The sequence below is a fragment of the Photobacterium sp. genome (assembly GCF_033720175.1).
Taxonomy (GTDB): Bacteria; Pseudomonadota; Gammaproteobacteria; order Enterobacterales; family Vibrionaceae; genus Photobacterium.
In genome coordinates, this window is the sequence record NZ_JAWWDA010000002.1 from 102,672 (window position 1) to 115,775 (window position 13,104).

Consider the following 13,104-nt stretch of genomic DNA (forward strand, 5'->3'; position numbering starts at 1 on the left):
TGGCCTACCTGTCTTTAATCGTATTTATGCCTTCATCAGAAGGCGGAAAAATAACATCCGCAAGGTGGCGATTTAATTGCCTGGCCGCTGATGTTGATGAACTGGTTTCGCGGAGAATAGAAGCAATGTCTATTTTCTCCTTCACGTCTATGCGAAAAAAGGGTTTGGTATCCGGTACCTGATACCATTTTTTCTCTTTGGTTAAAAAGCTGGGCTTAACGGTAATATGGACCACGCGTACATCTGTTTGGGTTCTGACCGCTATTTGTGCCGCCCCTCGCTGAAGTTTCGAGGCCTGGCCCGGCGTTGTACGCGTACCTTCCGGAAAAACTAATAAGACATTGCCACTTTTAAGCCTTACGCTGCAGTCTTCCAGTAAGCTCTCAGGATCGCGATTTGGAATATAACCTGCTGCTTTTACAATCCCTTTCATAAATGGATTGTGCCATATAGCCGCTTTAACTAAACAGTCGCATTGCGGTAAACGCGACGCAATTAACACGTAGTCAATCAAACTCGGGTGATTGGCGACAATTAAGCAGTTGCGATCTTGTTGCAGTACTTCCTCGCCGATAAATTTGTAGTCAATGGCTCCCCAGAACCGCATCGTCTGGCAAAAGAACGCGAAAGAGTGACGAATGATTGATTGCACTTTCAATTCTCGCTGTGCCTGATTTTTTGTTGATATTGTTATCAGAGGAAAGATGATAAACGTCAGGCAAAGAGCCCCAAGGCCGAACAATGAAAAACAGAGACCGGTTGCAAATACGCGCCAGATTTTATTGATGCGTTGAGACAGAGATAAAGATTGGTCCGCCACGAATTAACGCTTCCAATGCCAATGCGTTCGCCGCGCAGCTATCGACCATGTGTTGTTATTGCTCAGTAAATTAGCAATGACACCAAGAGATTGCGGCATCTGTTCTTCCGGTGACGGCGCTTCTGATAACGGCTTTTCAGAAAAGGGGGCTTGTGGTGAACCAGTGACAGTCTGACTTGATACTGGCTCCCAGGATAGTTGGTAATCACCACCACCGGTTAACACCATCCCCAGTGCGTACCTCTGGTAGTGGCCCACGTCAAATTGCTGATACGGGCTTGGGAGTGGCTCATCAAAATCGACAACCAGCACGCGATGATTCGGGTATTCGGCTAAATAGGCGGCAGCGTCAATCAATGCGGAATGTAAGGTGTTTTCGCCAGCACCAATTGAGGCGACCGGAATCGCCTTTCGGGTTGCAATGGTAAATAAACCTGCAGCCGTATTATGGACGGATTGCGAAAATGCGGTGGGAGAGGCATCTTCTCCATTAAGGATATCCTGCAGCAGTTTGACCGTTCTGGTCAGTTCACCATGTCGGCTCGAAAAAACAATGTAATCAATGTCCTGATCAGGTATTTGTTGGATCAGGGAGATCGCTGTTTGCATAGCAAGCTTGCTCAATGAGCTCATACGACGGCGCATCATCGCCGGGATCAGGGTGCTGGGAACCGGCACGGGAGTTTCTGGCCAGATCTGATGATTGTCTGCCCAGGTCGCCCATGCTGCCGGATCGATTAAGCCTGGAGAAAGTGCCTGCCAGTTAATGATGTTAAAATGTACACTGTTCATTGGGGGGATTGTATACTTCCTGCTTTCTCGGTTCCATCATTAAAAGTAAAGTTTGCCGTCAGATGGTTACGAGAAGAGTATATGATTGTTTATTGTTCAGGCAACGACTCTTTCGCGGCCTACTCATCGAATAAGGAAACCCCATGAAACTCATAAAAGGGCTGGTGGTCGCAGCTATGTTTGTTACGCTAGTGGGTTGTAGTCGAGTGCAACCGCTCCTTAATGTAGAGAATACCCCAGTTGTATTTAACCTTCAAAGCTCTCACGTAAAACAAGCTATTATAGAGGCTGGCATTGGCCGAGGATGGGTCATGCGGGAAACAACGCCGGGGAAAATCCGAGGTGAATATCAGGCGAGATCACATCGAGCGATCATTGATATTACCTATAATGCGAAAACTTACTCAATCGAATACGCTGATTCGGACAACCTCAAGTATGAGGACGGGAAAATTCACCGTAATTACAACCGGTGGATAAATAATCTTGATGTGGATATTAAGAAGAAGCTGGCGATGCTGGCTCAGTAAAATCCATTTTTTAACAACAATATTAGTTAGGCTTATTTTGTGACTTTATATCAACGCGACCCATTTAATGCACTTGATGCAAAAACGGAAGCTCAAAAACTGGCGTTTGCGCCAATTGTGTTTCATACCGCAAGAACATTGCGTGATTTAGGCATTTTGGCTGCTATTGATGAGGCGGGTCAAGACGGCCTAAATGCTCAGCAAATTGCCGCGCAAACAGAGGTTTCCGAATACGGTGTTAAAGTGCTGCTGGATATGGCCCTGAGTGCACATATTGTCACCTGGAATAAACCTAACTATGTTTTAGCAAAGCTGGGGCATTACTTGCAACATGATGGCATGACTCAGGCGAATATGGACTTCACTGCAGATGTTTGTTACGCCGCGATGATGCACCTGACCGAAGCGATTAAAGAAGGCACGCCAGCAGGTCTCAAAGAGCTGGGCGACTGGGCAACGATTTATGAAGGCTTATCGCAGTTACCTGAAAAAGCCAAAGAGAGCTGGTTCAATTTTGATCATTTCTATTCAGATCGTTCCTTTCCTGTTTTGCTAAATCGTGTCTTTGCCCGTAAACCAAAACGTCTTTTTGATATTGGCGGCAATACCGGTAAATGGGCACTGCAGTGTTGTAATTATGACCCCGACGTTGAAGTGACTATCATTGATCTGCCGCAGCAAATTGAAATGGCACTGGAAAATGCCAAACAACAGGGTTTTTCCGATCGTATCAAAGGTCACCCAACCAATATGCTGGATCCATCTCAACCTTTGCCGAATGGCGCAGATGTGTGGTGGATGAGCCAGTTTCTTGATTGCTTCTCGCCAATGGAAATTCTCAGTATTTTACGCCGAGTTCGCCAGGCAATGTCACCCGATGCCACGGTGTATATTCTGGAACTGTTTTGGGATGCCCAGCGTTACGACGCTGCTGCCTACAGCCTGAATGCGACATCACTGTATTTTACCTGTTTAGCTAACGGCAACAGCCGTTTCTATCGCAGTGACGATTTCCTTGAAATTGTCGCTGAAGCGGGTTTTGACGTCGCGACCCGGACCGATGATATTGGCTTGGGCCACACGTTACTCGAGCTGAAACCTTCTCTTCCATCGAAGTAGCGGGCAAATGATGAGTCAATGAGCACGCCATCGATATGTACTGGATGGCAAAGCGATTGTGCAATTGACGAGATTGAGTGACTATTAGCGCTGCCACTAAAAGGTGTGGCAGTACGAAAGAAAGATGTAAGGTAAAGGCATGTCGAAAAAGTTCTACGTTGTATGGGTGGGTCGGGAAACAGGTGTATTCACGAGCTGGCCGTATACCAAAAAGCAGGTTGATAAGTATCCTCAGGCAAAATACAAATCCTTTCCCTCTCAGCAGGAAGCTGAAGCGGCTTATGCTGCAGGATGGAGTTCTGCGGGTAAAAGCGTGGTGAAAAAGCCGGCCAGTGCAGCAGGTAAGGCTCCTGCGACATTGAAAACCACCGGTGTGAAATCGGCAGAGCAGGATAATGCATCATCCCAACATTTTGACGTCAAAATATACTGCGATGGTGGCTGCGATCCGAATCCAGGCAAAGCAGGGTCGGGCGTGGCGGTGTATCGCGACGGAAGTTTAGCCGAGCTGTGGTACGGGCTGTATAACCCTCAGGGAACCAATAACTCAGCAGAGCTGAACGCGTTATATCAATCATTGCAGATAGCGAAAAAAGCGATTGATAATGGCAAAACGGTTCAAATTCTCTGTGATTCACAATACTCCATAAACTGTATTACTAACTGGGCATTTAGTTGGCAGAAAAAGGGGTGGAAGAGGAGAACGGAAGGAGATATAAAAAATCTTGAAATTATTCAGCAGGCTCATGAGCTCTATAAAGAAATAAGCGATGACGTGGTTGTCTCTCATGTCAAGGCGCACATCGGGATCGAAGGTAACGAGTTGGCAGACCGCATGTCAATCTTTGGCATCGACCAGCAAGAAGTCCGTTTCAGCCAGTATTCAGGCCCCCTGGATATACAGAACATTCTTGCGCTGAGAGCGGGCTAACGGCTGCAATAAGACCTAATACCAATCGGTACCAAGGTGCTGATTGGTCTATTCAAAATACGAGGTTCAGGGCTCCCTCTGGCCATTTTTAGTCCGCCAGAAAATAGATGTTTATGCCATAATCGCTTATTGGGCGGTTTTTGATTTAGTCATCCAATCGTTTTGTGATAGACATACGTTTCCTAACTGTAACCTTATGTAATAATTATGAATAATAATTAACTAAAAACGTACCAGAACGTATTTGAAGAGTATGGACATCACGTGAATATATTATCGAGTTTTAAGGGCCGTATTATCGCGGTCGTTGTCTTATTATTAACCGCTTCATTAGCTATTTCGACTTCCCTTTCCTATCGCCAGCTTTCAGCGTCAATTCTGAGTAATGTTGATGAATATTCAATGCTCAAAATTGAGAGCTCATCTGATAAAATTACCGACTGGTTTCATACCATTAAAGAAGGCCTTATCGCAACAGCACCGGACTTCGCGACTGATCGCGGTGATTTGCAACTTACCCTGATGGTTAAGCAAATCGCGAACGCGACAAAAGCATCAGATATTGTTGTGGGATTTGAAGATGGCCGCTCTTATGGTGCCAAAAGTGGTATGCGCAGCGTATTTATCTACGATCCGCGTACTCGTGGTTGGTATAAGTCTGCCAAGCAGAAGCGCAGCACGGTAATCACCGGTATTTATACCGGGGCATCATCGGGCAACCTGATGGTCAGCATCGCTGAACCTTTCTTCGATGGAGGCAAGTTCCGCGGTGTTTTACTTGCCGATATCGAGTTGAGCCTGCTTACCGATGTGGTTAATCAGTCCCCTTTCCCCGGTGCTATGACTGGTTTATATGACAGCCAGGGTACAACGATTGCGGCAACCAACGAAGTCTATGAGCCCGGTAAAACCAAACTTTCTGACTTTCCCGAACTTGCTGAACTCGAGCGCAAGGTGCTTGCCTCGGATAGCGGAATTTTCAATTACCGCTTCGGTGGTGTTGACAAGATAGCTTACTTCCAGACCATTGAGCTTGATAAAGAGGCTCGTTGGCACCTGCTTGTGGGTATCGACAAGTCAGTGGCTTACGCTAAAGTCGATGAAGCCTTGAAGACCGCCTTATTCACTGCCGGGTTACTGATCCTCTTTGCTTCGGCGATTATTTTGGTAGTACTGAATCGGTTGTATCGTCCAATTCTTGCGTTGAAAAGCACGGTGGTTGATTTATCGCAGGGCAATGGCGATCTCACCCGGCGCCTTGATGTGAATACCAAAGATGATCTGGGCCAAATCGCCGAGGCGGTAAATACTTTTATCGGCAATTTGCAAGCGATGATGCTGGAAGTATCCCAATCATCCCGGCATATTTCAGAAGGTATCGAGCAACTTAAGACACAGACCGAGCTGAACGATACCGTTTTGGCTTCTCACGCTTTAGAAACAGATCAGGTCGTCACCGCTGTAAATGAAATGAGCTCAACGGCAGACAGTGTCGCGCAAAGTGCTTCACAATCGGCGGCATTTACGCAAGATACCAGTGATGAAGCCGAGGAATCTAAACGAGTGGTTGACGGTGCCGTAAGCAGCGTGGCGGCCTTGGTTGATGAAGTTGACGCCATGGCACTCAATATTCAGACCATGAGTGAAGATGCTCAAAAAATCGGTTCTGTCCTTAGCGTTATTGGCGAAATTGCCGATCAGACCAACTTACTGGCTTTGAATGCTGCTATCGAAGCAGCGCGTGCCGGAGAGCAGGGGCGGGGGTTTGCGGTTGTTGCTGACGAGGTACGAGCACTGGCTGCCAGAACGCAGCAGAGTACATCTGAAATCAACGAAATGCTCACTAAGTTACATAAGGGCACAAGTTCAGTCGTCACCGCGATGGATGATACTAAGCGGCGTTGCCAACAAACGGCTGATACGACCTCCAACGTTAACGATAGCCTGGACACGATGGCGACATCTGTGGTCAAAATTAATGATCTCGGGATTCAGATTGCCACGGCTGCAGAGGAGCAGAGTACGGTTACAGAAGAGATCAACCGCAACATGATGACAATCCAGGACATGGTTGGTCAGCTGACCGAAAATGGAGCCCAAACCATGGACAGCACACGCAACCTCGCGAGCAGTAACGAACAGCTGGCGGCGATTGTCAGTCAATTTAAGCTTAAGTAAGTCATTTAATTCCTTAGCTTAAACATGTATTCAAGGCCAGCGTTGGAACGCTGGCTTTTTTTCGCCGGTAGAAAACCGAAATAATCGAAAACCTAACAAGAGTGGTCATTGAATGAGCAGTGTGTGGACTACACTAATACGATTGGTTTAATGACAACAGGCACTTAAAAGGATAATAAGATGACCAGCAGAATAAAAATGATATTGGCAGGATTACTGTTTGTCTCCGGTTCAGTTCTGGCGCTGCAGGGTGAGTCAGTGAGTTACCAGGTAAACGGGCAAAATTATGAGGGATACTATATATCACCGGCTAAAGATGCTCCGTTGATATTGATGGTTCATGACTGGGACGGATTAACTGACTACGAAATAAAGCGTGCCGAGATGCTGGTTGAAGAAGGATACGCTGTATTTGCCGTTGATTTGTTTGGTGCCGGGATCAGGCCGACAAAAGTTGAAGACAAGCGCCAGCATACCGGCGAACTCTATAAAGACAGGCAGAAAATGCGCGACTTGCTTAATGGCGGACTAAAAGCAGCAGAAGCCAAGGGAGCGCAAACCGATGACGTTGTTGCCATGGGATATTGCTTTGGTGGTGCCGCCGTTTTAGAACTTGCCCGTTCCGGTGCAGATATGAAAGGTTTTGTCACTTTTCATGGTGGGCTGAAAACCCCGCAAGATCAGGATTATGCCAAAACGAAAGGAAGTGTGCTGGTCATGCACGGCGCGGCAGATCAGGCTATTTCAATGGAAGACTTTGCCGCTCTGTCGAAAGCGTTAGAAGCGAGTCAGGTTAGTCACGAAATGATTGTTTACAGCGGCGCACCTCACGCCTTTACGGTGTTCGATTCTCCCAATTATCGTGAAGAGGCAGATCATAAATCATGGCATCGTTTTCTGGCGTATTTGAATGAATTGAAGTAGTTAATCAGGTTTTTAAACGTTATGGTATAGGCAAAGCCAACAGCGAAAGATATTGCATGATTGAAGAAGTAACCGATAGCGATATTCCTGAGATAATTGTGCTAATCGATAACGCTATCAAGACTTGTATCGATGTACCTCATGCCATTGCCGATGATCTGGTCAACCATTGTGCGGATAATGTTTTGTGGTGGAAGGATAATAAGCAAAGTGCCGCACATTTTCTGTATCGTCTCGATGGCAGGATAGTCGGTGTCGTGTTGGTCAAAAATCACTGGAATCTGGCCAACTTGTTTGTCGATCCGGATTATCATGCCAGAGGGATAGGCAGAGACTTGGTTTTAAAAGCGCTGTCTGCCTGTAAGAATCGATCTGCAAAAGGCCGGGTAAAGCTTTCTTCATCAAACCATGCTGCGGGTTTCTATCATCGCGTGGGCTTTGAGCAGATAGGTGACGCCAAACCTTTACCCGGTGGTTGTATTCCATTTGAGTACCGTTTTTAAGGGAGTTTAAGGTATGTTATGTGTCACAACACCCGATATTTCAGCCCGCGAGATCAAAGAAACGCTCGGCGTGGTTACGGGCAATATCGTGCAATCGAAGCATGTCGGACGAGATATTATGGCCGGTTTTAAAACCATCTTTGGTGGTGAGATCAGAGGCTATACCGAAATGCTGACAGAAGCTCGGGAAGAAGCGCTGAACCGAGCGATTGCCGAAGCTGAATCTTTGGGCGCTGACGCGATTGTCAACCTGCGCTTTACTACCAGCGCCATCATGGAAGGCGCATCAGAAATTCTGGCTTATGGTACAGCGGTAAAACTACGCTAACGGTGTAATAAATGTGATACGTGCAAAGTCATATGCTTTCAGCGACAGTGCATCTGAAATGAGACCTGCCGAACAGGCAGTAAGAAATATTCACGCACTGTTACAGCGAAAATAGGTATGAATCAAAGCCTCCGTTAATCGGGGGCTTTGTTTTGAATATCTTCTGCTTGCTTACCCATTAAAGGCTTGGTTCTGTCGCATCTTGGAATTGGAATGTAGAAACACCTATCCCCAGATATAATCAGACCGCCAGTGAGTAAAATGGCTCCCTATCAGACATATCTCCAGCATTTTTGATCTGACCTTTGCGAAGCATCTTCCATAACTCAACAACGGCGATACTCGATAGACTTGAATCCGAGCGCGGTACCGCATCTTCCATTTCACCGCACGGTGGCTTTGCTCCACGATATTGTTGAGGTACTTCACTTGGAGCACCTCAATAAACCCGCCGATTATGCCAGCAAACCAAATCTGCCAATTCAAGCTACCTAACGCGGCGGCGTTATTACCACTCTTGTCGATGACCACCCTCTCTGGTAAGCCATGTCGTCCTATCGCCTTATCAAAGAAGCTTCTGGCGGCGGCTTCATCCCGTTTTTCAGTCAACATGAAATCGATTGTGTCACCGTACTTATCGACAGCCCGATAGAGGTAGTACCAAGATGCGACAGAACCGGAATGAGTATTACTCGTAAAAAAGGCAAAAAACGAAAGCTGAGCCGTTTCTTTTTTTCATGTTTTCATGTTGGTATTTATTTGTGTCATCGTAAGCCTACGAAAGGTTGGCAGCTTGGGATGAGATCAAAAAAGAAGCGATGTTGCATGGCTTTCTTTCAAAATGAAAGCCGATGTATTTTTGATTTGAAGGAAATAATAAGTTAAATTGTGACTTGTATGGCTATTATTTATTAGCTTTAACGTATGATGTTTTTTCGTTTTTTGTATTTCTAATCTTGCGAGTGCAAGATATCGTAAATCAGGATGGCAATACCGAAAGATTGTGAAAGAGATCGCAAGATTTTAATTTTCGGGTTGTTGCTTTGTTTTTTGGGTGTAAGCTTAATTCGAAATCAATCGAAAGTGATGGTTGGTTTCGCGAGGAGACTAAACAAGATGAAAAGTGCTGTCGAAAGACGGATGGAAATCGTCAATGTGGTTAACCAAGATGGTAAAGCACGTGTCGAGGACCTAGCTGATCGATTTAGTGTCTCCAGTGTCACCATTCGCAGTGACCTCAGTTTTTTGGAAAAAAATGGTTATGTTGTTCGTTCTCATGGCGCTGCAATTCCAAACACAGGGGTAATAGCAGAGCTGACTGTTCATGAAAAGCGCCGTCAAAACGCTGGCATTAAATCTTTACTTGGACAAGCTGCTGCTCAACTGATTGAAAGTGGTGACACAGTCATTCTGGATTCAGGTACTACTACTCGCGAAATCGCGTCCAACCTCAAAAATGTTGAGGATGTAGTAGTAATGACCAATGGTCTGGATGTGGCTATGGAGTTGTCGTCGGCTTCTGGAGTAGAAGTATTGATGACAGGTGGTGTACTTCGTAAGAATGCGCTCTCTTTTTCCGGCTCGCAAGCTGAAAACAGTTTAAAGAATTATCGCTTTGACAAAGTTTTCTTAGGTGTAGACGGTTTTGACTTACGATCAGGAATTACAACACACAATGAACAGGAAGCCAGTTTAAACCGGCTGATGTGTGAAATTTCTGAACAAGTTATAGCAGTTGCTGATTCAAGTAAATTTGGTAAACACAGCTGCCACATGATTCGCGAATTCGGTCATATTGATACTTTAGTGACTGATTCTGATATTCCAGAAGAATATGCTCAAGGCCTTCGGGATATGCGAGTCAATCTTGTTATCGTAGATACAAAGAGATAGCTCTTACAATAGTACTACTAACTCCATAGTTACATATCAAATGTTGATTGTGGAGTTAGTACATGAACACCCTTCTAGATATTGTTAAACGTCATAAAGCAGGTGGCTGCAATGGCATTTATTCTGTTTGCTCTGCGCATCCATTAGTAATTGAAGCATCTCTTCTTCAGGCGTTAAGCGATAATTCTTTTCTGCTGATTGAAGCAACTTCCAATCAGGTTGATCAATTTGGAGGTTATACCGGTATGACACCGGTTAATTTCCGAAATTTTGTTTTTGATCTGGCGGAATCACTTTACTTCCCAATAGAAAAATTAATTTTAGGTGGTGATCACCTTGGACCTAATCGTTGGCAAGATCTTCCGGCTGCTGAAGCAATGGCTAAAGCTGATGATCTTATCGCCGCTTATGTTGCAGCTGGGTTTAAGAAAATTCACCTCGACTGCAGTATGTCTTGCGCTGGTGATCCGGTGCCGCTTTCCGATGAAGTTGTAGCAGAGCGTGCAGCTCGATTAGCTAAAGTGTCGGAAAGTACAGCAGTAAATACATTTGGTCGCAGTGATGTTGTCTATGTGATAGGTACTGAAGTACCAGTTCCAGGTGGTGCGGCAGAAGAGTTAGAGGAATTGGACGTTACCTCTCCTGATGCGGCCAGAAAAACTATCCATTGTCATCAGGAAGCGTTTGTTAAAGCAGGTATTTCTACTTGCTGGGAACGGGTTATCGGCTTAGTTGTACAACCTGGCGTTGAATTTGATCACACTGGGGTTATTGATTATTGCTCAGAAAAAGCCGAGACATTAAGTCGTGTTGTTGATGATTACGACCATCTGATATTTGAGGCACACTCAACAGATTATCAAACAGAAAATGCTTATCAGAGTTTAGTTAATGACCATTTCGCGATTTTAAAAGTAGGGCCAGCTCTTACGTTTGCGATGCGAGAAGGTTTATTTAATTTATGTGCGATTGAAGAAGAGAGCATTGCAAAAGCACATTGTTCAAATCTTAAAGATCATATTGAACAGCAGATGTGTGAAGCTCCTGAATATTGGAATAAATATTATCATGGTGATGCGCATCAACAACGTTTCGCCCGTTGTTACAGCTTCAGTGATCGTATTCGTTATTACTGGCCAGATAAAAATATAAATACTGCACAGAGTAAATTGTTTGAAAACTTATCACGATCAGGGATCCCATTACCGTTATTAAGTCAATATTTGCCTGAGCAATTCCATGCCGTACGTAATGGTGAATTAGACGCTACGCCTAAAGCATTCGTTATCGACAAAATTCGTCAGGTTCTTCGTGTTTATGCGAAGGCTTGTAAGTTTGGACAAAATTAAGGAACACATTATGAGCCAGTATTTAGGCCTTGCGAAAAATAAACTTGAACCATTGAGTGCGTTCTGGACTGCAAAAGAGATTGAACAACAACCAGCATGTTGGCGAAAAACACACGCTATTATTCAAGAGTGTCAGCCTGCAATTAATGTATTTATGGAGCTGGTTTTAGCTCAGAAGGATCTGCGTATTGTGATGACAGGTGCTGGAACTTCTGCTTTTGCTGGTTGTGCATTAGCACCTGAACTTTCAAAAATCACTGGCCGTCGCGTAGAAGCTGTTGCAACAACTGATCTTGTTTCAAATCCAGGTCAGTATTTTGCTGAGGATCTTCCAACACTACTTGTATCGTTTGCCCGATCAGGAAACAGTCCAGAAAGTTTAGCCGCAGTCGAATTAGCAAATCAGTGTCTGACTAACTGCTATCACTTGGTAGTAACCTGCAACAGCGAAGGTCACCTTTATAAAGGCAGTGTAAATGATAGCAAGTCATTTGCCTTGTTAATGCCTGAAGAAACAAATGATAAATCTTTTGCGATGACATCAAGCTTTTCTTCGATGATGTTAGCTGTTTTTTCGGTATTTATGCTGGAAAAAGATTTATCGAAAGAAATCGAAAGCATTTGTAAGTGTTCTGAGGCGTTGATCAAAGAAATTAATATAAATATAAGTAATAATGCAAGCCATAACATTGACCGGGTTATTTATTTGGGAAGCGGTGGTTTGCAAGGATTAGCAAAAGAATCGGCATTGAAGTTACTTGAACTAACCGCTGGTGAAGTAGTGGCTTGCTTTGATTCACCGTTGGGCTTTCGTCATGGTCCAAAATCTATTGTTAATAATAAAACCATGATTGTGGTTTTCATTTCCAATAACGCATACACCCGTAAATATGACCTCGATCTGTTGAACGAACTGCGTCGCGATAATATCGCTAGCAAGGTGATAGCAATTACAGCTCAGCTTGACGATCAGGTGACAAACGGTGATTTCTGGCATGTTCCAGGAATGGAAACCGCCGCTGATGTTGAACTGTTATTTCCTTATGTTCTTTTTGCTCAAATCTATGCGTTCCATCGTTCTTTAGCTTTGGGCTATACCCCTGACAACCCTTGTCCAACAGGCGAAGTAAATCGCGTTGTCCAAGGTGTCACTATCCATAACTTTAATAATTAAGAAGAGGTAGAACTCTGATGACTGCACCAAATATTGTCTGGACGCGTATTGATGAGCGTCTTTTACATGGCCAAATTCGCATTACCTGGGGTAAGCACACTGAAGCAAATCTTATTTTAGTTGCAAATGATGATGCGGCTGAAGGCCCAAATGCAGCCTTTATGCAGGCAGGAATGAAAGCCTCTGCCGGTGGTGAATATGCGGTACGTTTCTTTTCAATCCAAAAGACGATTGATGTGATTGGTAAAGCATCGCCAAAGCAAAAAATCTTCATCCTGTGTAATAACCCGAATGACGTAGCCCGTTTAGTTGAAGGTGGTGTGCCAATTACCCACTGTAATGTTGGCAACATGCACTTCCATGACGGTAAACGCCAGATTGCTAAAACCGTTTCTGTTGATGAAATAGATATTAACGCATTTGAACGTATGGTCGAACGCGGTGTGATTTGCACAGTGCAAAACACACCGGATCAAAATCCAGTAAATGTACTTGAACTTGCCGCGGCGGTTGCGTAAGCACCGCCAAACAAACCATAAACAGAGATTTAAAAAGGAATGAAT

At 44.7% G+C, this 13,104-nt stretch carries 13 protein-coding genes and 1 pseudogene; 11 read left to right on the forward strand and 3 right to left on the reverse strand.

The annotated features are described in order from the left end of the window. Positions 1–4 precede the first annotated feature (4 nt). Both R3289_RS03155 and R3289_RS03160 read right to left on the reverse strand, forming a co-directional pair. Positions 5–820, reverse strand: a complete 816-nt coding sequence (locus tag R3289_RS03155) for a lysophospholipid acyltransferase family protein (RefSeq protein WP_318924040.1) — start codon at positions 818–820, stop codon at positions 5–7. Positions 821–823: 3 nt separating this feature from the next. Continuing rightward, positions 824–1,612: a beta-ketoacyl synthase chain length factor gene (locus R3289_RS03160; RefSeq protein WP_318924041.1), complete on the reverse strand. Its 789-nt coding sequence runs from the start codon at positions 1,610–1,612 to the stop codon at positions 824–826. A gap of 143 nt (positions 1,613–1,755) precedes the next feature. Here R3289_RS03160 and R3289_RS03165 point away from each other — a divergent pair, with 143 nt between their 5' ends. From R3289_RS03165 to R3289_RS03195, 7 genes are all read left to right on the forward strand, one after another. Further along, on the forward strand, positions 1,756–2,142 hold the full coding sequence (locus tag R3289_RS03165) for a hypothetical protein (protein WP_318924042.1): 387 nt from the start codon (positions 1,756–1,758) through the stop codon (positions 2,140–2,142). 39 nt (positions 2,143–2,181) lie between these two features. Beyond that, positions 2,182–3,261, forward strand: a complete 1,080-nt coding sequence (locus tag R3289_RS03170; protein WP_318924043.1) for a methyltransferase — start codon at positions 2,182–2,184, stop codon at positions 3,259–3,261. Between the two features lie 139 nt (positions 3,262–3,400). Beyond that, on the forward strand, positions 3,401–4,192 hold the full coding sequence (locus tag R3289_RS03175; RefSeq protein ID WP_318924044.1) for a ribonuclease H family protein: 792 nt from the start codon (positions 3,401–3,403) through the stop codon (positions 4,190–4,192). Between the two features lie 264 nt (positions 4,193–4,456). Beyond that, positions 4,457–6,370 (forward strand): methyl-accepting chemotaxis protein, encoded by a 1,914-nt coding sequence (locus R3289_RS03180; protein ID WP_318924045.1) that lies wholly within the window; start codon positions 4,457–4,459, stop codon positions 6,368–6,370. A gap of 180 nt (positions 6,371–6,550) precedes the next feature. After that, the gene (locus R3289_RS03185; protein WP_318924046.1) at positions 6,551–7,294 is read left to right on the forward strand and encodes a dienelactone hydrolase family protein; all 744 of its coding nucleotides are present in this window, start codon (positions 6,551–6,553) and stop codon (positions 7,292–7,294) included. A gap of 56 nt (positions 7,295–7,350) precedes the next feature. Continuing rightward, positions 7,351–7,797: a GNAT family N-acetyltransferase gene (locus R3289_RS03190; RefSeq protein WP_318924047.1), complete on the forward strand. Its 447-nt coding sequence runs from the start codon at positions 7,351–7,353 to the stop codon at positions 7,795–7,797. 13 nt (positions 7,798–7,810) lie between these two features. Further along, entirely contained in the window at positions 7,811–8,125 is a 315-nt protein-coding gene (locus tag R3289_RS03195) for a heavy metal-binding domain-containing protein (protein WP_318924048.1), read from the forward strand. Positions 8,126–8,497: 372 nt separating this feature from the next. Here R3289_RS03195 and R3289_RS03200 read toward each other — a convergent pair. Continuing rightward, positions 8,498–8,788, reverse strand: a pseudogene (locus R3289_RS03200) (DDE-type integrase/transposase/recombinase); the annotation flags it as partial. A gap of 453 nt (positions 8,789–9,241) precedes the next feature. Here R3289_RS03200 and agaR point away from each other — a divergent pair. From agaR to R3289_RS03220, 4 genes are all read left to right on the forward strand, one after another. Then, positions 9,242–10,018: a transcriptional repressor AgaR gene (gene agaR / locus R3289_RS03205; protein WP_318924049.1), complete on the forward strand. Its 777-nt coding sequence runs from the start codon at positions 9,242–9,244 to the stop codon at positions 10,016–10,018. A 62-nt stretch (positions 10,019–10,080) separates the two neighbouring features. Beyond that, entirely contained in the window at positions 10,081–11,367 is a 1,287-nt protein-coding gene (gene kbaZ, locus R3289_RS03210; RefSeq protein WP_318924050.1) for a tagatose-bisphosphate aldolase subunit KbaZ, read from the forward strand. 10 nt (positions 11,368–11,377) lie between these two features. Further along, positions 11,378–12,541 carry an SIS domain-containing protein gene (locus R3289_RS03215; protein WP_318924051.1) on the forward strand — a complete coding sequence of 388 codons (1,164 nt, stop codon included), beginning with the start codon at positions 11,378–11,380 and terminating at the stop codon, positions 12,539–12,541. A 17-nt stretch (positions 12,542–12,558) separates the two neighbouring features. Further along, positions 12,559–13,059 carry a PTS system mannose/fructose/N-acetylgalactosamine-transporter subunit IIB gene (locus R3289_RS03220; RefSeq protein ID WP_318924052.1) on the forward strand — a complete coding sequence of 167 codons (501 nt, stop codon included), beginning with the start codon at positions 12,559–12,561 and terminating at the stop codon, positions 13,057–13,059. The last annotated feature ends 45 nt before the right edge of the window (positions 13,060–13,104 follow it).

What these genes read in the sequence shown, in the direction of transcription:
- R3289_RS03190 (WP_318924047.1), top strand. Translation starts at nt 7,351, where the DNA reads ATGATTGAAGAAGTAACCGATAGCGATATTCCTGAGATAATTGTGCTA.
- R3289_RS03195 (WP_318924048.1), top strand. Translation starts at nt 7,811, where the DNA reads ATGTTATGTGTCACAACACCCGATATTTCAGCCCGCGAGATCAAAGAA.
- agaR (WP_318924049.1), top strand. Translation starts at nt 9,242, where the DNA reads ATGAAAAGTGCTGTCGAAAGACGGATGGAAATCGTCAATGTGGTTAAC.
- R3289_RS03220 (WP_318924052.1), top strand. Translation starts at nt 12,559, where the DNA reads ATGACTGCACCAAATATTGTCTGGACGCGTATTGATGAGCGTCTTTTA.
- R3289_RS03175 (WP_318924044.1), top strand. Translation starts at nt 3,401, where the DNA reads ATGTCGAAAAAGTTCTACGTTGTATGGGTGGGTCGGGAAACAGGTGTA.
- R3289_RS03165 (WP_318924042.1), top strand. Translation starts at nt 1,756, where the DNA reads ATGAAACTCATAAAAGGGCTGGTGGTCGCAGCTATGTTTGTTACGCTA.
- kbaZ (WP_318924050.1), top strand. Translation starts at nt 10,081, where the DNA reads ATGAACACCCTTCTAGATATTGTTAAACGTCATAAAGCAGGTGGCTGC.
- R3289_RS03185 (WP_318924046.1), top strand. Translation starts at nt 6,551, where the DNA reads ATGACCAGCAGAATAAAAATGATATTGGCAGGATTACTGTTTGTCTCC.
- R3289_RS03160 (WP_318924041.1), bottom strand. Translation starts at nt 1,612, where the DNA reads ATGAACAGTGTACATTTTAACATCATTAACTGGCAGGCACTTTCTCCA.
- R3289_RS03215 (WP_318924051.1), top strand. Translation starts at nt 11,378, where the DNA reads ATGAGCCAGTATTTAGGCCTTGCGAAAAATAAACTTGAACCATTGAGT.